Annotated in this window: 21 protein-coding genes; 11 read left to right on the top strand and 10 right to left on the bottom strand. The window is 39.6% G+C overall.

Translation table 11 applies throughout. The annotated features are described in order from the left end of the window. The first annotated feature begins 15 nt into the window (after nt 1-15). The 3 genes from ACN0TV_RS11825 to ACN0TV_RS11815 all read left to right on the top strand — a co-directional run bounded on the left by ACN0TV_RS11825 (nt 16) and on the right by ACN0TV_RS11815 (nt 3,002). Entirely contained in the window at nt 16-648 is a 633-nt protein-coding gene (locus ACN0TV_RS11825) for a trimeric intracellular cation channel family protein (RefSeq protein WP_417363124.1), read from the top strand. 114 nt (nt 649-762) lie between these two features. Further along, nucleotides 763-2,256 (top strand): glycerol kinase GlpK, encoded by a 1,494-nt coding sequence (gene glpK, locus ACN0TV_RS11820; protein ID WP_417363123.1) that lies wholly within the window; start codon nt 763-765, stop codon nt 2,254-2,256. Nucleotides 2,257-2,267: 11 nt separating this feature from the next. Further along, nucleotides 2,268-3,002, top strand: coding sequence for an MIP/aquaporin family protein (locus tag ACN0TV_RS11815; protein WP_417363122.1), 735 nt, complete (start codon nt 2,268-2,270; stop codon nt 3,000-3,002). Here the strand turns inward: ACN0TV_RS11815 and ACN0TV_RS11810 are convergent. The 10 genes from ACN0TV_RS11810 to ACN0TV_RS11765 form a co-directional block, all read right to left on the bottom strand. Further along, nucleotides 2,997-3,611 carry a nucleotidyltransferase family protein gene (locus tag ACN0TV_RS11810; protein ID WP_417363121.1) on the bottom strand — a complete coding sequence of 205 codons (615 nt, stop codon included), beginning with the start codon at nt 3,609-3,611 and terminating at the stop codon, nt 2,997-2,999. The two genes, ACN0TV_RS11815 and ACN0TV_RS11810, sit on opposite strands and share 6 nt — an antisense overlap. Before the next feature lie 28 nt (nt 3,612-3,639). After that, nucleotides 3,640-4,674: an XdhC family protein gene (locus ACN0TV_RS11805; protein ID WP_417363120.1), complete on the bottom strand. Its 1,035-nt coding sequence runs from the start codon at nt 4,672-4,674 to the stop codon at nt 3,640-3,642. Between the two features lie 20 nt (nt 4,675-4,694). Further along, nucleotides 4,695-5,885 (bottom strand): molybdopterin molybdotransferase MoeA, encoded by a 1,191-nt coding sequence (locus ACN0TV_RS11800; protein WP_417363119.1) that lies wholly within the window; start codon nt 5,883-5,885, stop codon nt 4,695-4,697. Between the two features lie 11 nt (nt 5,886-5,896). After that, nucleotides 5,897-6,685, bottom strand: a complete 789-nt coding sequence (locus ACN0TV_RS11795; protein WP_417363118.1) for a sulfite exporter TauE/SafE family protein — start codon at nt 6,683-6,685, stop codon at nt 5,897-5,899. Then, nucleotides 6,669-7,742 carry a ThiF family adenylyltransferase gene (locus tag ACN0TV_RS11790; protein ID WP_417363117.1) on the bottom strand — a complete coding sequence of 358 codons (1,074 nt, stop codon included), beginning with the start codon at nt 7,740-7,742 and terminating at the stop codon, nt 6,669-6,671. The genes ACN0TV_RS11795 and ACN0TV_RS11790 overlap by 17 nt, the downstream gene beginning before the upstream one ends. Nucleotide 7,743: 1 nt before the next feature. Then, complete coding sequence (locus ACN0TV_RS11785; protein ID WP_417363116.1) at nt 7,744-8,349, bottom strand: NTP transferase domain-containing protein; 606 nt, start codon at nt 8,347-8,349, stop codon at nt 7,744-7,746. Beyond that, a complete protein-coding gene (moaC, locus tag ACN0TV_RS11780; RefSeq protein ID WP_417363115.1) occupies nt 8,333-8,806 on the bottom strand; it encodes a cyclic pyranopterin monophosphate synthase MoaC in 474 nt (157 codons plus the stop codon). Before moaC ends, ACN0TV_RS11785 begins: the two co-directional genes overlap by 17 nt. Nucleotides 8,807-8,848: 42 nt before the next feature. Then, complete coding sequence (gene moaA, locus ACN0TV_RS11775; RefSeq protein ID WP_417363114.1) at nt 8,849-9,832, bottom strand: GTP 3',8-cyclase MoaA; 984 nt, start codon at nt 9,830-9,832, stop codon at nt 8,849-8,851. Nucleotides 9,833-9,886: 54 nt separating this feature from the next. After that, nucleotides 9,887-10,126: a MoaD/ThiS family protein gene (locus ACN0TV_RS11770; protein WP_417363113.1), complete on the bottom strand. Its 240-nt coding sequence runs from the start codon at nt 10,124-10,126 to the stop codon at nt 9,887-9,889. Nucleotides 10,127-10,223: 97 nt separating this feature from the next. After that, nucleotides 10,224-11,003, bottom strand: coding sequence for an HAD-IIA family hydrolase (locus tag ACN0TV_RS11765; RefSeq protein ID WP_417363112.1), 780 nt, complete (start codon nt 11,001-11,003; stop codon nt 10,224-10,226). Nucleotides 11,004-11,135: 132 nt separating this feature from the next. On the opposite strand from ACN0TV_RS11765, the gene ACN0TV_RS11760 reads away from it, so the two are divergent. The 8 genes from ACN0TV_RS11760 to ACN0TV_RS11725 all read left to right on the top strand — a co-directional run bounded on the left by ACN0TV_RS11760 (nt 11,136) and on the right by ACN0TV_RS11725 (nt 18,566). Continuing rightward, nucleotides 11,136-11,471 (top strand): arsenosugar biosynthesis-associated peroxidase-like protein, encoded by a 336-nt coding sequence (locus ACN0TV_RS11760; protein ID WP_417363111.1) that lies wholly within the window; start codon nt 11,136-11,138, stop codon nt 11,469-11,471. Nucleotides 11,472-11,503: 32 nt separating this feature from the next. Next, nucleotides 11,504-12,565, top strand: coding sequence for an arsenosugar biosynthesis radical SAM (seleno)protein ArsS (gene arsS / locus ACN0TV_RS11755; protein WP_417363110.1), 1,062 nt, complete (start codon nt 11,504-11,506; stop codon nt 12,563-12,565). A 4-nt stretch (nt 12,566-12,569) separates the two neighbouring features. Beyond that, entirely contained in the window at nt 12,570-13,178 is a 609-nt protein-coding gene (locus ACN0TV_RS11750) for a TIGR04282 family arsenosugar biosynthesis glycosyltransferase (RefSeq protein WP_417363109.1), read from the top strand. Nucleotides 13,179-13,180: 2 nt separating this feature from the next. Continuing rightward, nucleotides 13,181-13,996 carry a purine-nucleoside phosphorylase gene (locus ACN0TV_RS11745; protein ID WP_417363108.1) on the top strand — a complete coding sequence of 272 codons (816 nt, stop codon included), beginning with the start codon at nt 13,181-13,183 and terminating at the stop codon, nt 13,994-13,996. 28 nt (nt 13,997-14,024) lie between these two features. Continuing rightward, entirely contained in the window at nt 14,025-14,924 is a 900-nt protein-coding gene (locus tag ACN0TV_RS11740; RefSeq protein WP_417363107.1) for a sterol desaturase family protein, read from the top strand. A gap of 30 nt (nt 14,925-14,954) precedes the next feature. After that, a complete protein-coding gene (locus ACN0TV_RS11735) occupies nt 14,955-15,497 on the top strand; it encodes a ClpP family protease (protein ID WP_417363106.1) in 543 nt (180 codons plus the stop codon). A 181-nt stretch (nt 15,498-15,678) separates the two neighbouring features. Next, nucleotides 15,679-16,974 (top strand): NAD(P)/FAD-dependent oxidoreductase, encoded by a 1,296-nt coding sequence (locus ACN0TV_RS11730; protein WP_417363105.1) that lies wholly within the window; start codon nt 15,679-15,681, stop codon nt 16,972-16,974. Beyond that, nucleotides 16,971-18,566 carry a 4Fe-4S binding protein gene (locus tag ACN0TV_RS11725; RefSeq protein WP_417363104.1) on the top strand — a complete coding sequence of 532 codons (1,596 nt, stop codon included), beginning with the start codon at nt 16,971-16,973 and terminating at the stop codon, nt 18,564-18,566. The genes ACN0TV_RS11730 and ACN0TV_RS11725 overlap by 4 nt, the downstream gene beginning before the upstream one ends. Nucleotides 18,567-18,579 lie beyond the last annotated feature (13 nt).

The following is an 18,579-nucleotide window of genomic DNA, read 5'->3' as shown; positions in this document are numbered from 1 at the left end:
CAAACAAACATTATATTGGAATTCAATATTACAATATTCCTTGATCTTCTCGGGACCTTTGCCTTTGCAATAAGTGGTCTGCGTATAGCCTCTGGAAAAAAAATAGATTGGTTTGGAGCCTATATCATTGCCTTAGTCACCGCAATCGGTGGAGGAACAACACGAGATCTACTCATGGATGTGAGGCCATTCTGGATGGAGAACTCGATGTATTTCATTACCACAGGAGTCGCTTTTGTGTCAGCCATTCTATTTAAGGATAAATTGTTCCGTTGGGGAAGTACCTTATTTATGTTTGATGCCATTGGTTTAGGAATGTTTACTGTGGTCGGCATTAGCAAAAGTCTTGCCATGGGATTACCAATGTGGGTTTGTATCGTTATGGGAACCATCACGGGATCTCTTGGTGGTGTTTTTCGTGATGTTCTATTAAATAAAGTCCCCTTGTTATTAACCAGGGACATTTATGCTCTGGCAAGTTTGTTTGGAGGCCTTGTTTACTTCTTGTTTTACAAACTTGGCTTTTCTTCCAACATCACGGAGTCAATGACGGCCATAACAGTGATTATTGCTCGATTAATAGCCGTTAAATTTCACTTGCAATTGCCCTTACTTAAACCCATTAATGAAAACTCAAATAAAAATTAAATTAAGGGTAAATCGTACATTCTTCGTAAATTTTTAATGGCAATTTTAAAGAATATTGGATTTTTTTGACGAAATTCCACTAATCTATCATTAACCAAATTGCAATTTACCCGAATGACACAGTATATTTTAGCTATTGACCAAGGAACGACCAGCTCTCGAGCTCTGGTGTTTGACAAAGAAGGTAACACCAAATCGATTGCACAAAAAGAATTTAAACAATACTTTCCAAAACCCGGCTGGGTTGAACACGATGCCAATGAAATTTGGTCCTCTCAAATGGCAGTAACCATAGAAGCTGTATCCAAAGCCAAACTACAAGCTGACCATATTGCAGCCATAGGCATAACAAACCAACGAGAAACCACCATAGTTTGGAATCGAAAAACTGGTGAACCTATTTATAAAGCCATTGTTTGGCAAGATAGGAGAACTGCAGATTACTGTGATCAGCTGATCAAAGAAGGTTGGGAAGATAAAATTCGAGAAAAAACAGGTTTGGTTATCGATGCTTATTTTGTAGCCACAAAGGTGAAATGGATTCTTGACAATGTGGAAAATGCACGTGATGCTGCAAAAGCGGGTGATTTGATTTTCGGCACTGTTGATTCTTGGTTGATTTGGAATCTTACGGGAGGCCAAAAACACATCACGGATTTCACCAATGCCTCTAGAACACTATTATTTAACATACATACCCTTGATTGGGATCAAGAGCTGCTGGATCTCTTCGACATTCCAAGATCAATGCTGCCGGAACTTTGTGATTCAAGCGGCGAAATCGCACATACCTCCGGAATGCTTTTTGCCAAGAAAATACCCATTACCGGTGTCGCAGGGGACCAACATGCAGCACTATTCGGTCAAATGTGCACCAAAGAAGGTATGGTTAAAAATACCTATGGCACCGGGTGTTTTATGCTTATGAATATTGGTAAAAAACCTTTGGTGTCCAAAAATAGACTCATAACCACTATCGCTTGGAAAATCGGTAATGATGTCCAATATGCTTTGGAAGGAAGTATTTTTATTTCCGGTGCCGTGGTACAATGGCTTCGGGATGGTATTGGACTCATTAAATCCGCCAAGGAATCTGAAAAATTAGCAAAGCAAGTCGAAGATACAGATGGTGTATATTTCGTTCCTGCCTTTACGGGATTAGGGGCACCATATTGGAACCAACACGCCAAGGGAACTATGGTCGGAATCAGCAGAGGAACCTCAGCTGCCCACATCGTAAGAGCTTCCTTGGAGAGTATTGCTTTTCAGACCTATGATGTTCTCAAAGCCATGGAGGCCGATTCAAATATCACGATCAAAGAGTTAAGAGTAGATGGAGGAGCCACTGAAAATGACTTTTTGATGCAATTCCAATCCACAATTCTAGGTGTCAGTATCGTAAAGTCCAAAACCATGGAAGTAACAGCTTTGGGAGCGGCATATTTAGCAGGGCTCGGGGTCGGCTATTGGAAGAATCCACAAGAGATCATGGAAAAATGGAAGGTCGATAAAACCTATTCCCCGGAAAAAGACAGCAGTGTTCCAAAGCAACTTAAATCATGGAAAAAAGCAGTACAGACTACAAATTATTGGACTAACCCCGAATAAATCAAATTATAATGACAGCCTTTACAGCAGAAATTCTAGGGACATTTATGCTCATTCTCCTGGGTAATGGAGTGGTAGCTAATGTGGTTTTAAACAAAACGAAAGGACATGATTCCGGATGGATGGTCATCACAACAGCATGGGGTCTAGCCGTGTTTACAGGTGTCGTTATCGCTGCACCCTATAGTGGAGCACATTTAAATCCAGCGGTAAGCATAGGCTTGGCTACAGCCGGCCTGTTTGAATGGGCTTTGGTTCCTTCATATATTTTAGCGCAATTTATCGGAGCCATGTTAGGGGCTGCCACGGTCGCTCTTGTATACAGGGATCATTATCTAGCAACTCCGGATCCTGTTTTAAAGCTGGCTACCTTTAGTACCATTCCGGCCATTCCAAATCCTCTAATCAATCTGGTTAGTGAAATTGTGGGCACCTTCGTTTTGATTTTTGTGATATTTTATTTTACGGATCCAGTAATCAGTCTCCCAACGGAAACACCTATTGGAATGGGATCCATAGGAGCCTTACCGGTGGCATTTTTAGTTTGGGTAATTGGTCTATCCCTAGGGGGTACTACGGGCTACGCTATCAACCCTGTTCGTGATCTAGGCCCTAGAATTGTACATACCATATTGCCCTTAAAAGGGAAAGGCAGCAGTCAATGGCATTATGCTTGGGTACCCGGTATAGGCCCGGTTATAGGAGCCGTTTTGGCCGCAGGCTTACAATTAATTTTAGTTTCATAAATCCGATGGAGTAGCACCAAATTCAGCCTTATGAGCATCTCGATAATCCTCTAAAGTGTCAATATCTCTCACATACCGATCTGCATCCAATTTCAGCACCTTATCTACGTGCATTTTGATTATCTGTTTTGCACCTACATCGGCATTTAGGGTTTCTAACTCATTGAAGTATTCCGAAGAGAATATGGCAGGAACGCCTAGGTTTCCATTAAATTTCGAGACAATTATCGAAGATGTATTTTCCTTAAAGTGTGCTCTCATTTCTTCGAGATAAGTGCTGCTTATAAAAGGTTGGTCTGCGAGCAAAAATAAGATTCCATCTAGCTTATCATGCTCTAGGTTCTTGACTGCAAAAGCAATGGAACTTCCAAGTCCGGTATCCCAATATGGGTTTGTATGTACATGAATATGATCTCCACTTGGCAAAGCCTCCTGAATCATCCTGGAATTTGCTCCCAAAACTACATGTATCTGAAGATCCATGGTAGATGCAGTATGAATCACATGATTGAGAAGTGATTTATTGCCCCAGGGTAATAATTGTTTGGGAACTCCCATTCTTGTAGAAGCTCCTGCTGCAAGAATCACTACGGCTACTTTAGGTATCATGCGCTGTTTTTTTAAAGCTTATAATGAATTACGAATGTATTCTTCCTTTTTTATCTTTCAAGGAAATGATCTGTTGCTCCCGGAATACCGAAAGCATTTCGGATAGGATAGAAATAGCTATTTCTTGAGGCGTTTCAGCGCCGATATTGATGCCGGCAGGTCCGTGAATGGAGTCAAAAAACTCCTCAGAGACCTGTGGCCTATGTTCCATGATTTCATTCAAAACACGTTCACGCCTCTTAGCAGGACCTAATAGACCGATATAAGGAATCACGATTCCCTGTTCTAATCTTAACAGGTATTTGAAGTCCTTGGAGTAACTATGCGTCATCAGCATTACTGCGGTCCGATCATCGATCAGATCCATTTCAAATAATTCGGCTCTGGTATTGATAACCGTCTTGGCGCCTGGAAAATTTGAAATTTCTTTAGGATCAGAATCCGTAGCTATCACACAGACATCCCAACCACTTAATGCGGCAAAACTACATAGTTGGACTGCGTCGTGCTCCGCACCGATAATGACCAAATTTAAAGCTGGGGGTAAATCTTCATGAAATACCTCCAAGGCTTCAAGCCGCAGAGCATCGGGAGTATTCATACCACTATTCATTGGAAAAGAAATGCCATTGGCAAATTCAACGCGTGTTCCAAAACTTAAATCCAATTGTTGATCCTGCTTTGTAAAATAACTAGTAAGACCTAAAGGCTCACGATTTTCCAAGCATTTTTCAAAGCCTTGTATAAAATCCTCCGAGAGTTGTATGGGTTCAATTAAGATATATAAAATCCCTTCACAACCTAAACGAAACCTTCCATCATAGGTCATTATTTTGGGAATACCATCCTTAAATACGGATTCACTTTGTCTGTAAATTTCCTTTTCTACACAACCCCCACTCACTGCTCCAATCATCTTCCCATCCACATTGATAAGCATCCGAACCCCCGGTTTACGATAAGAAGTCCCCTCCAACGCAACCACGGTTGCCAATACACTAGCTTTTCCTTGTAGCTTGTTCTGTTGGTAGGCTGTAACAATATTTTCAAATTCATGTATCATAATGATAAGCTCAAGTCTTTTTAAAGTCGTGTAGGGACATAATCTATTACATCCCCTTTTTCCAACACATCACTTTGTGGTGGCAAGACAATAAAACCATCTGTTTGTACCATGCTTATCAGATCGCCGGAACCATTCTCTTGTACTAAATAGACGGTATTTACTCCATTTTCCACTTTTAAATATACGTTTTTAAAAACGGTTAGTGGGATTTCATTAAAAATGGACTGTCCTAATACGGCCTGATGTAGAGCCTGTTTGATTTCTAAGCTATGGTGTAGCCAAGTTTTAAAATACAAATGGTAATTCACAAAGGTGGATACAGGATTCCCGGGAAATGAAAACACTAGGGTATTGGTTTTGGGATAAATTCCAAACCAGAACGGTTTTCCCGGTTTTTGTTTTACTCTATGAAAACATTTTTTAACCCCTAAATGCTCCATGGCATCAGGAATATAATCGAATTTCCCTTTTGACACACCACCGCTAAGCATTAACACATTGTTAGTGCTGAGCAAAGTATCCAAGGCATTAATTATAGATTCCTTATCATCATCAAAATGATGATGCTTTGCAGGTATTTTTTCCTGCTCTAAAAGTGCATGAAGGGTATGCATATTGGATTCCCTGATTTGATGTGCTAAAGGAGTTTCATGCACAGCAACCAGCTCATTGCCTGTTGAGACTAAGCAAATCTCAGGTAACTTTTTAACCATTAATTGCACCGATCCTACGGCTGCGAGTATACCAATTTCAGCAGCACTTATAGTAGTGCTCTTTGGAATAACAACCTCGCCTTGAGCTCTATCGCTTGCCCTATGGTGAATATTTTGACCTTTTCGAATTTTGGTTTGTAGGCTTGCAATACCGTCTGTGATTTGAATGTCCTCATACATCACTACAGTATCTGCACCCTGTGGCACTACTGCTCCGGTCATAATTTCCACACATTGTGTTTTATCTCTTAAAGAAATCTGAGGCGTCCCTGCCGCTACTACGGCAGCAATTGTAAGTTCACTCTGCCCATGCATACCATCAAAACAAAGTGCAATACCATCTTTGGTAGCTCTGTCAAAGGCAGGGAAGTCTCTATCTGCTTTTATATCTTCAGCCAAAACTCGTCCCAAACTTCGAGTAAATGGAACCTTCTCCACTCCATAGTCCTGCTTGTGGCTTTGTACAATCTCAAATGCCTCTTTATAAGGTATCATCTCCATAGTTTTTAAAAATTAATCACTCCTAATCCATTATTTAACAACACTCTTAGTCCCACTATAAACACCAGTATTGCGGTTAGTATTTTGATCCCGGCTCCACTTAATTTATGAAGACTTATCCGAATTCCTAACTGCCCTCCAAGTAACACTGCTCCTAACAAAACAAGGCCGAGTTTCCATGGAAAAACAAACATGTCGTTTATGATCAGACCGGAGATTCCCGAAATGGAATTCACCAGAATAAAGAAACTCGCCAAGGCCGCAATTTTAATAGACAAGTCCCAGCGCATGTGATTTAATATGGGCGCCAAAAAAATACCGCCGCCAATCCCGACCAAACCGGATAAAAAACCTATACCGGCGCCTAGGATTACAGTAACCCATAAGGGGTACTTTTTGGTGTCTTGCATTAGGCTTTTCTTCTTTCTACCTAGACTTTGAGTAAACAGTAAAACAGCAGAAACCATCAGCGCAATCCCTAAAATAATGAAAAATACATATTCCTCCAACCGAAAAGACGCACCGATAAAAGCCAAGGGTATACTTGCAGCTACAAAGGGCATAAATTTTTTAATTTCAAAATGTCCGTTTTTATAGTACAAGTAAGTACTCCCGGAAACTACCATTAAATTACACACCAAAGCAACAGATCTGATGACAAAAAAACTACCGACAAACAAGGTCAGAATCGCTAGATAACTACTACCCCCACCAAAGCCTACAGAGGAATACAGAGTTGCTATAACAAAAAAACACACGGCTAATAATAGTAGTGATTCAGTGGTTATCTCCATAGTGCGTATAGTTCTGTAATCCTCCTTCGAGTTGATAGATAGTGCATTCAAACTGCTGGTTTAAATAGTTTAAGGCTTTTTCACTTCGTATTCCCGACTGACAGATCAGAACAACTTCCCTGTTGAGATCCACCTCATCAGTGCGATTAGGAAGTTCTTGCAATGGGATGTTTATGGAGTCTTCAAGGTGAAAATCAGAAAATTCTTCTGGACTTCTCACATCTACCAATTGAAATTGTTTCGGGTTGTGCAGCATCTTTTCAAATTCTTCCACACCGACCGAAGCACTGAGATCACAACTTATATGTTCATAACGCTCTTCCAATTGGGTTCGCAATTTATTCTCCGGATTCGTCTTGAAGCTGACTTGCTGAATTTTCTGCGTTAATCCATCGTATAATAACAATTTACCAGAGAGAGGTTCTGCAATTCCAGTAAGTATTTTAATCACTTCCAAGGCTTGGAAATTTCCAATGATTCCAGGAATAATTCCTAAAACCCCATTGACATTACAATCCGGCATTTCATTCTTACCCGGCATTTGAGGGAACAAACATCTATAGGTTGGCCCCAATTGGTAGTTAAACACACTTACCTGGCCTTCAAAGGCATGTAAAGCTCCATAAACAAAAGGTTTGTTTAGAATCACACAGGCATCATTGATCAGGTATCGTGTTGGAAAATTATCCGTTGCATCAACGATAACATCATAAGGTTTGAGTATTTCCAAGGCATTTTGCGTGCTTAAAAACTCGGCATGACAATGAAAGATGGTCGTAGGATTTTGAGCTTGTAATTTTTCTATGGCTACCTTAATCTTAGGTTTCCCTATGTCTTGTTCACTGTATATCGGTTGTCTTTGTAAATTACTCAGTTCTATCTTGTCGTTTTCTACAATTCCTATGGTTCCTACGCCCATTGCATTGAGGTATTGCAATACCGGGACACCTAAGCCTCCGGCTCCAACTATAAGGACACTCGAACTTTGGAGCCTCGCCTGCCCCGCTGCCCCAAATCCCTTTAAGGTGGTTTGTCGTATGTATCGATTGGCACTCATATTACGATTCTGATTTTTCTTTGATTTTATTGAGGATGCTTTGGTAATCCTCTGTATCGTTTATATTTAAAAGTACTTGATCAGATAATGGATTCACAATTTCAACCGTACTTTGACTTAAAAATTTAACAGGTGAACAGCTATCCCCGTTCTTTAAATAGTCTTGTGCTGCGCTTAAACCTTCGGGTTCCCATATCGCAAAAAGTGGTTCAGGAAATGTCTGATGACTTGCCTGATAGGCTGTGGCATTTTTTAATATCGCTCTTTTCTCAATTAGTCTTGAGATTGATTCCCGATCTATTAGCGGCATATCACAGGCCAATACCAACCACGCCTTATCTGGATGCTCTACATGAGCACTCATCAGACCATTAAATGGTCCAAGATGATTATTGTGATCCACAATACACAGGGTCTCGGAGTTAAATTCTTCTTGTTGATCCTCACGAATACTCATATAAACCTGTTCACAAAACTCATTGAGCAAATCGTATATGAAGAATCGTTGCGGTTGATTGTGGTAGTCCAGCAATCCTTTGTCCGTTCCCATTCGACGGCTTTGTCCTCCAGCAAGCACCAGTCCATTGAGCTTAGCGATTGAATTCACTTTTACCTCCAGATTTATGGTTGAGTTGAATGCGATCGATTACAATTTCATGTGATAAAGCTTTGCACATGTCATATATGGTAAGTGCACTTACAGAAACACCAGTTAAGGCCTCCATTTCAACCCCAGTGCGTTCATTGCATTTAACTGTACAGGTGATTTCTAAACAATTCTCCTTAGGTTGAATATCGATATGGATTTTCGATAAAGCCAACTGATGACACAGTGGTATAAGATCTGCTGTTTTCTTTACAGCTTGTATTCCTGCGATCACTGCGGTTTGAATAATACCGCCTTTTTTATTGGTGAATTGTCCTTCTTTTAAGATGTTAAATACATCTTCAGGAAAAACGACCAGACCTGATGCCACAGCTACTCTGCTACTTACTGCCTTGGCAGAAACATCAACCATGGCGGCTTCTCCTCGTTGATTTATATGTGAAAGTTGCTTTTCCATGCGTACTTTTCCTAATTAGTGGTTTGCAATTCGTAGGTTTTGCTAGCCTCCGATAGAGGTCATTGAGTTTTTGAACACATCCTCATAGCGTTGCTGTTCCTCAAAACCTGTTTTTGATCTGCTGCCTATGGCCCTTGCGATCTCCGCCGTAATTTTAGATTCGGAGTTTTCCTCCCTTAATAACTCTCGTATGTTCATTCTTGGTTTTCCGTATAAACAGGTAATTACATCACCCGTAGCAGAAATCCGTAGACGGTTACAGCTTCCACAAAAAGTGCGAGAGAATGAAGGAATGATTCCAAAGGTACCAATGTGTCCCGGAATTTTATAATTAATCGCTGTGGAAGTGGCAGGGGATTCTAATTCCTCAATACCATCGAAGTGTTTTGAGATATGTTCGTAGATGGCCTTATAGTCCCAGTGTATTTTGCTAAATTCTTTTGTGCCTCCATTAAATGGCATTTCTTCCAAAAACCGAACCGATACATTATGATACTTGGTGAGTTCTAATAGTGAAAGAATTTCCTGTTCATTTTGACCTTCCAGGACGATACAATTAATGCGAAGTTTAAAGTTTTTCTCGATAAGTTTCAACATATTTTCATATACGGTATCGAACTGCTTTCTTCTGGTAATGCGTTCAAAAGTTTCTTTTGTTACCGCATCCATACTCAGATTGACATCCTTAATTCCAAGGGTTTCCAATTCATCAATATAGGGGCCAATGAGGGTTGCATTGGTGGTTACAGAAATTTCTTTGAGTCCCTCAAGGGTTGCCAAATGTCTGAAGAGCTGCATAATGTCTTTACGAACAAAAGGTTCTCCTCCGGTTAATCTTATTTTATCTATACCCTGTGACACCATAATGGTGCTGAGTTGACACAACTCCTCTATAGTGAACAAATCGGATCGTTTGGCAAAATTAATACCCTCAGCGGGCATACAATAATTACAGCGCAAATTACAGCGATCGGTAATTGCCAATCTCAAATAATTGATGACTCTATTGTGATTATCTATCAGCATAACTCTCTTCTAATTTTGCGTATGTATTCCTTAATTGATCCCGGTGTTATTTAATCATCCACCACTCACCGGAGGAATCAGAGCAAGCTCATCCGTGGGCTTAATCTGAACATCCTCTTCGGCATAAGCACTATTCACGGCCACCGCCAAGGATGATAGTTGTCCCAGACCGGGGTATTTTTGTTTTAAATACGATTTTAATTGACCTACATCCATTATGTTTTCACTCTCAGGAATATCCAAGGCATCCTGACTTGTAATATCTTTTGTCACACCAAACAGTAAAACTTGCATAGTATCAGTAATTTTCAGTGTTCAACATTTAGGTGATAAGTTAGCCAAATTTACCACAATACAAGTGGCGTTCAAGGCTATTTAACATCCAAAATACTTACTTGAGTTCAAGTGCTTTTTTTAAATCCAATTCCGCAACGGATTTTATGATCATATCAGGCTTAAAGGCATAGTTGCTTAATTCTTCCTTCTTGGATACCCCGGATAATGTCAAAATCGTAGTATACCCCAACTGAACTCCTCCTAAAATATCGGTATCCATAGTATCTCCGATAATAATCGTTTCTCTAGCTTCCAATCCCAGATATTTTCGTGCAGAACGCATCATCACAGGACTTGGTTTTCCTACAGAGAATGCCTTCTTATTGGTCGCCTCTTCTATCATGGCCACAATTGCCTTAATCCCAAGATTGGACCACCCTTGTTTCATAGGGGATGGGTCAAGATTGGTAGCAATTAATTTAGCACCGGATAGTATCATATCCACTGCGTTATTGACCATTTCCAAGGTAAAGTTTCGCCCCTCACCAACGACCACAAAATCCGGGTTCTGATTCACTAAAGTGTATCCATGCTGATGTAAACTGGATATTAGTCCACCCTCACCTAACACATAAGCAGTACCGTTGGGATTCATAAATGATAAAAAATAAGCTGTAGCCATGGCACTGGTGTACACGTTATCTTCAGTGATCTTTATCCCCATTCTGGCAACTTTGTTGACAGTATCCAAAGGAGTACGCTGTGAGTTATTAGTCATAAACAAAAATGGGATGTTTTCCTTTTGCAGGGTTTTGATAAAAGTATCTGCTCCAGGTATTAGGGTGTCATTTTCATAGATAACCCCGTCCATGTCTATTAGAAATCCTTTCTTCATAGTATATTCTTCTTTACCTTTACTTGTGAAACCCTAAATTACAATTTAAAAATTAGCTGTGTAAGTAAATAGGGTCAAATCACATTACAAGGAACGTATAAATATCAATTTAACACTACAATCTTTTAAACAATGGAAAAAACATATTATAAACCCGAAGATTTAAGGAAATTCTCAAACATCACCCAATGGAGCGAAGAACTTGGAGAAAAGTTCTTTGATTACTACGGGAAGGTTTTTGAAGAAGGCGCACTCAGTGCTAGAGAAAAATCGTTAATTGCACTTGCAGTAGCTCATGTGGTCAAATGTCCTTATTGCATCGATGCATATACCCAAGATGGTTTACAAAGAGGAATAACCAAAGAAGAAATGATGGAAGCGGTACATGCGGGTGCTGCCATTGAAAGTGGTGCGACCTTGGTACACGGGGTACAAATGATGAATAAGTATGAAAAACTTTCGATGTAATTGGGAGTTTGAAATTTAAAGAAAAAGAATAAATGTCAATACAATCTTTACACAAAAGAGCAAACGAACTGGCGGATTCTCAAAGGCAGTTAAACCTGTTGTCTGAGGGGATTTTTGCAGATGGAAGTCTTCCCAAGTTTAAAGATAAACTCACAGCACTAGGTCAGTTTCCAATACGTCCTGAACCGCTGGAAATATTACAGATCAACCTTGGTTATATGTGCAACCAAGTGTGTTCGCATTGCCATGTGGATGCCGGACCGGATCGTCAAGAAATAATGACGAGGGAAACCATGGAATATTGCTTGCGTACCATTCAATCTACTGGAATTTCCACTCTTGATTTAACCGGAGGAGCTCCTGAGATGAATCCCGATTTCCGATGGTTTGTAGAACAAGCTTCCCAAATCGGAATCAAGGACTTTATTGTTCGAAGTAATTTAACCATCATTGAGGCCAATAAAAAATACAATGACCTCCCTGAGTTTTTTAAAACGCATAAAATTCATGTCGTTTCATCTATGCCCCATTGGACTATGGGTAAAACTGACAAGCAAAGGGGTAAGGGTGTCTTCAACAAATCGATATCGGCTCTAAAAAGACTAAATCAAGTGGGTTACGGTTTAAAAGGAAGTGACTTAAAACTTGACTTGGTTTACAATCCTTCAGGGGCATTTTTACCTGGGGATCAGTCTGCCTTGGAAGCAGATTTTAAAAAAATGCTATTCAAGGATTTTAATATTGAATTTCACCAGCTCTTTGCACTTACTAATCTACCCATCTCAAGATACCTCGACTATTTGATAGCTTCGGAGAATTATGAGGATTATATGTATGCCTTAGTCGAAGCTTTTAACCCTAATGCATTAATGAATGTCATGTGTACCAATACCCTATCGGTTGGATGGGATGGCTGGTTGTACGATTGTGATTTTAATCAAATGTTACAGCTCAAAGTCAACAGCAATTCACAACACATAAGGGATTTTAACATGACTGACTTAAGCAATAGAACAATCATCACCTCTCAGCATTGCTATGGATGTACTGCCGGAGCAGGTAGCAGCTGTCAAGGAAGTATTATTCAATCATAATTGCATGTCAACAGATACCCTACTAATCATTTTTACACGAAACCCCGTTTTAGGCCAAGTTAAAACACGATTAGCAAAGAGAATTGGTCCTGAAAAAGCATTGGAGATCTATCAAATATTACTGGAGAAAACCGCTGCGGTCACCAAAGCCGTCCAAGTAGATAAGTGGGTCTATACAACTCCTGTGATCCTTGAAGGCGAACCGTGGAATACCTGCAGTTTTAATATAAAATCACAGAAAGGAAAGAATCTTGGCCAGCGAATGATGAACGCATTTGTGGATGCATTTGATGCAGGTTACAAAAGGGTGGTACTTATCGGTAGTGATTTGTTTGAATTAACTCCTGAAGATTTAGAGATGGCATTTGAAAAATTGTCAGATCACCAAGTGGTAATCGGTCCGGCTGAGGACGGCGGATATTACTTAATCGGATTAAAGGCAATGCATTCAGGATTATTTGAAAATAAAAATTGGGGAACTAACACGGTTTTAAGAGATACATTAGCACATTTTAAAAGCCATGATGTAGCTTTGTTAAATCAATACAATGATATTGACATTTACGAAGATCTGGAACAGCATTTGGTGTTTCAAAAATATTTAAACCACTAAAAATGATTAAAGAACAATTAATAGAGACAACTCAGTATTTGATCAAAAGAGGTTTTGATCAGCCTGAGGTTGGAATAGTCCTAGGGACGGGTCTTGGAAAGTTGGCCGATGAGCTAAGCAATCCAATTGTAGCTCCTTATAGCCAAATTCCTCATTTCCCATTAGCCACGGTGGAATTTCATAGCGGAAAGCTGATTTTTGGTGAAATAGAGGGGGTTAAAACTGTGGTGATGCAGGGAAGATTTCATCTGTATGAGGGTTACGATTTCATGCACATTACCTACCCTATTCGGGTGATGCATAGTCTGGGAATTAAAAAATTATTAATATCCAATGCCGCAGGATCCATTAATTTGGATCTCAAGAAAGGCACTTTAATGTTAATTGACGATCACATTAATTTACAAGGTGGTTCTCCTTTGGCATTCAAAGAGGTAGCCCTGTTAGGGGAGCGCTTCGTGGATATGAGTCAACCTTATGACCCGGACTTATCAGCCATCATGGTGGATGCTGCCGAAAAACAAGGAATTAACCTTAAAAAAGGGGTGTATGCTTCGGTTATTGGACCACAATTGGAGACCAGAGCCGAGTATCGTTATTTGAAGATGATCGGAGCTGATGCTGTAGGTATGAGCACCGTACCAGAAGTTATAGTAGCGAATCATTTAAAGCTACCTGTAGCTGCAATATCAGTGATTACCGACGAAGGAGACCCGGATAATCTGAAGCCGGTAAATGTAGAAGACATTATCAGGGTGGCAGAAGAGGCTGAACCCAAAATGATGCGTTTATTTAAACAGGTCATCAAGAGTCTGTAAAATTTAGATCCATATAGATAGCATCGCAATGGAAAAGTATTTTGAAATTTTCTATAATTCTTACGCAGGGTATTTTTATTATTTACGCTCTGAAATCTACAGCTTTCACTGGGAAAACTACTTTTATGGTTTGCTGGTGATTTCTCTAGTAGTTTGGGGATTAGAACTACTTTTTCCATGGCGAAAAAATCAAAAGGTATTCCGAAAAGATTTCTGGCTGGATCTCTTTTATTTGTTCTTCAATTTTTTCTTGCTCAATTTGATTGTTCTCATCGCTCTTTCTAATACTGCGGAAGCGCTGTTTATCGATCTGTTGGCAAATTTTGGAATTACTTTGGAACGCATTCGGATTTTTGACCTTTCCGATTTTCCTTGGTGGGTTTCCTTAATACTGTTTTTCTTAGTCACCGACTTTGTGCAATGGGCAACTCATATGGGATTGCACCGAATACCATTCTTATGGAACTTTCATAAAATCCACCATTCTGTTAAAGAAATGGGGTTTGCCGCTCACTTTAGATACCATTGGATGGAACCCGTTGTATACAAATCAGTCTTGTATATCCCACTGGCCCTTATAGGTGGTTTTGATATAGAAGCAGTAGCATTGGTACATTTTTTTAACATTACCATCGGACATTTAAATCATGCGAATATCGGTTGGGATTACGGTCCTTTGAAGTACCTGCTGAACAATCCAAAAATGCACATTTGGCACCATAGCAAAGAAATACCCAACAGCTATGGCGTTAATTTTGGCATCAGCTTAAGTCTGTGGGATTACCTTTTTAAAACCAGCTACATTCCGTATAGTGGGAGAGATATCGAACTTGGATTCACAGGTGAAGAAGAAATCCCAAAAGATTTTATTCATCAGGAATTATATCCACTTCAGAAGAAAAAACAAGGAGATTTGAATGCAAATTAAGTATATTTGATCTGGAAAAAATTGTAAACTATGTCAAAAACGAAGATTCAAGATAAAATTGATGCGGCCCACTTAGAGCAGCGTACTGTATTTTTATGGGGACAGGTAGATGATAGATCAGCCAAACATGTAGTAGATCGTCTGATGTATTTAGACAGCTTGAATGACCAAGAAATCAAGCTTATCATCAATAGTCCGGGTGGTTATGTAACCTCCGGATTTGCAATACACGACACCATGAAATCTATAAAAAGTCCAATTTCTACCATCTGTACCGGATTTGCAGCCTCTATGGGCTCAATCATTTTATCAGCCGGTGAAAAAGGAAGAAGATTTATTTACCCTTACGCTCGTGTGATGATTCATCAACCTAGTGGCGGAGCTCGCGGACAAGCTTCCAATATAGAAATTCAGGCTAAAGAAATTATAAAAACAAAAGAAATAAGCGCCCAAATTCTAGCGGATAATTGTGGACAACCATTTGATAAAGTCATGAAGGATTTTAACCGTGACTATTGGATGGACTCTGATGAATCCCTAGAATACGGTATCGTTGATGGTATTTTAAAATAATACCTAAGATTTAATTTAACCGCATAGCTCTAAATGTCAACCAATTGGTTGGCATTTTTTTCTTTTTTAGCTTGCGATAGTGTTCAGCCAAATCTCCAACACCCGAATTTAACGGTACTCCGAGGTTATTCGTTTTGAAGTTCTTATCTTGCAAGTACGCTTTCAGCCACTCGAATATAAGATGAAACATATTGTAATTATTGGAAATGGAATCTCAGGTATTACTGCAGCACGCCACTTGAGAAAATTAGGTGACTTTAGAATTACAGTCATTTCTTCTGAATCGAAATATTTTTTTTCGAGAACAGCACTGATGTATGTCTATATGGGACATATGAATTTCGAGCATACCCAACCCTATGAAGATTGGTTTTGGAAAAAGAACAATATTGATCTTCTAGAAGGACAAGTTATAGAACTCAAGTATGAAGAGAAACAAATAATCCTAAGTGATGATTTTATTTTTGATTATGACGAATTAATTATTGCCACAGGGTCCAAACCTGCCTTTTACAATTGGCCCGGAAGTGATTTTAAGGGTGTTCAAGGCTTTTATTCAAAACAGGATTTAGAATTATTAGAAACTAATGCACCAAACAACAAACTTTGTAAAAGAGCGGTTATAGTTGGAGGTGGTCTGATTGGAATCGAACTTGCAGAAATGTTACATTCCAGGAATATAAATGTGACCATGTTGGTGAGAGAAGATGTGTATTGGGGAAACATCTTAACTAAAAAAGAAGGAGAGCTTCTCGGTAAACACATAGCATCCAAAGGCATTGATTTAAGATTTAATACAAACCTGAAAGAAATTAACCCAGATACCGATGGACGTGTTGCCAGTGTAACCACAACTATGGGTGATACAATTCCTTGTGATTTTGTAGGCCTTAGTACTGGAGTGGTGCCTAATATTGATTTTCTAAAATCAAGTGGATTAGAAATCGATAGTGGAATTTTGGTCAATGAATATTTAGAGACCAATATCCAAAACATTTATGCTATCGGTGATTGTGCCCAACAAAGAGTGCACTTGCCTAATCGTAAATCTGTGGAGGCCGTTTGGTATACAGGAAGGATTATGGGTGAAACGGTTGCCAATACAATTGCCAAAACAAGAACACCTTATCGTCCCGGAGTGTGGTTTAATTCTGCTAAATTCTTTGATATCGAGTATCAGACCTATGGCAAAGTAAGTGCTACTTGCTCTGGATCTGAAGATCAACTTTATTGGGAAGATACCTCTGAAAAAAAGAGCATCACCCTTGCCTTTGATAAGGATTCACTTGCTTTATTAGGCATTACGGCCTTAGGCATTCGTTTAAGTCATTCGCTGTCGGATCAGTGGATCTCTCAGAAAAAGGATATTACTTATGCGATTGACAATTTACCGAAACTGAATTTCGATCCTGAGTTTTACCCTAAAGTTATTAAGGGTGCAGCTTCTAAGTTTAAAGAACAATTTCAATTCCTATGAATTCGAAAGTAACGCATAGCATGGCTCTGTCAGGAGAACCTCCTGTAGGGATGAATACAGCGCAAAAAATCGCGGTTTTTATTGGAGTATTTGGTTTAATGGTACTGCTTTTAGCTGCCTTTAATCTGAATTTTCCAAACAAAACGACCTGGCTTTCCATAGCCCTATTGTCGATCACTTCGGGTATTGTATTTTATGCCTATGGAAGTTATGCCACTCAATCTCCTGGTATTAAAAACGATGGTGTTTGGTTTAGGTCCTTAACCTCAAGAGGAATTTTAGCATGGGCTTTAGGGATTGGAATTACCGGGTTCTATGTTATTTTGTACTTCTTCCCACAGTATTTAGGACTCCAAAGTGAGGGAGCAAACACCGGTCTGATTGCACTATTTGATCCTTTAAGCAATCTTTTGAGCGGGAACCCTGCTAGTCAATGGTTTGTTTATGGAACCTTATACACGCTTTCTATACTCGCCTTTGGTGTGAAGTTCCTTTGGAAATATCGGGGCAATCGTTATCAGGTATTGCGAACCATTAGTGTGATGTTATTCCAGTTGTCGTTTGCCTTCATTATTCCAGAGCTTATGGCGAGGCTAAACGGGGAAAAAGGGTATAACCTGCCATATTACGACTTTAAAAATATATGGCCTTTAAACTATTATAATTTTGACCAATATCGAATCGATGGCTTTATAAGTTCCGGAGACCTCGGCCTAGCCTTATTAATCTTCGGTATTGTTTCTATTTTAATCATCACCCCTATATTCACGTACTTTTATGGAAAGCGTTGGTATTGCTCTTGGGTCTGTGGGTGTGGTGGACTTGCCGAAACCACTGGTGATGCATTTAGACAATTGTCAGACAAAAGATTGATTGCCTGGAAATGGGAACGTTGGATGGTACATAGTGTGCTGGTATTTAGCATACTGATGACCACCGCAGTGGTCCATAGTTATTTGAGTTATGATTCGGATAAATACTGGTTAGATAAGGATGCTTTTCTTATTGCCGTAGCCGTTGGACTCAGTATTATTTTTGCGCTCATATGGCGATTTAAAAAGGCTGAACTCAAACAGGATGCACGCTACGGTTCCATTGGATTCTTATGTCTGATCGTGGGATTGATAGGCATTCATTTTATCTTTGGAAACAGTGTGTTTATATTTAATCCGGAAACCATTAGAAGTACCTACGCCTTTATGATAGGCTCTATCTTTTCAGGTGTAATCGGCACAGGTTTCTATCCCATTTTTGGAAATAGGGTTTGGTGTAGGTTTGGCTGTCCTATGGCAGCAATACTCGGATTACAGCAACGCTTGTTCTCAAGATTTAGAATCACCACAAATGGGGGACAATGCATCTCATGTGGGAACTGTTCAACCTATTGCGAAATGGGAATTGATGTAAGAGCCTATGCACAAAAAGGAGAGAACATCGTTAGAGCCTCCTGTGTAGGATGTGGAATCTGTTCATCCGTATGTCCAAGAGGGGTGTTAAAACTAGAAAACGGTTCTTTAAAGGGTAGAATTAATACCAACATCATCGCCAACGAAAATGATTTTGACCTCGTAGATCTTAGCAAAAGAAATTAAAACGGCCAATCGA

This window comes from Galbibacter sp., from assembly GCF_048266365.1.
In the GTDB taxonomy this organism is placed as follows: Bacteria; Bacteroidota; Bacteroidia; order Flavobacteriales; family Flavobacteriaceae; genus Galbibacter.
Note: the sequence above shows the minus strand (reverse complement) of the source record. Positions and strands in the feature narration are given on the sequence as shown.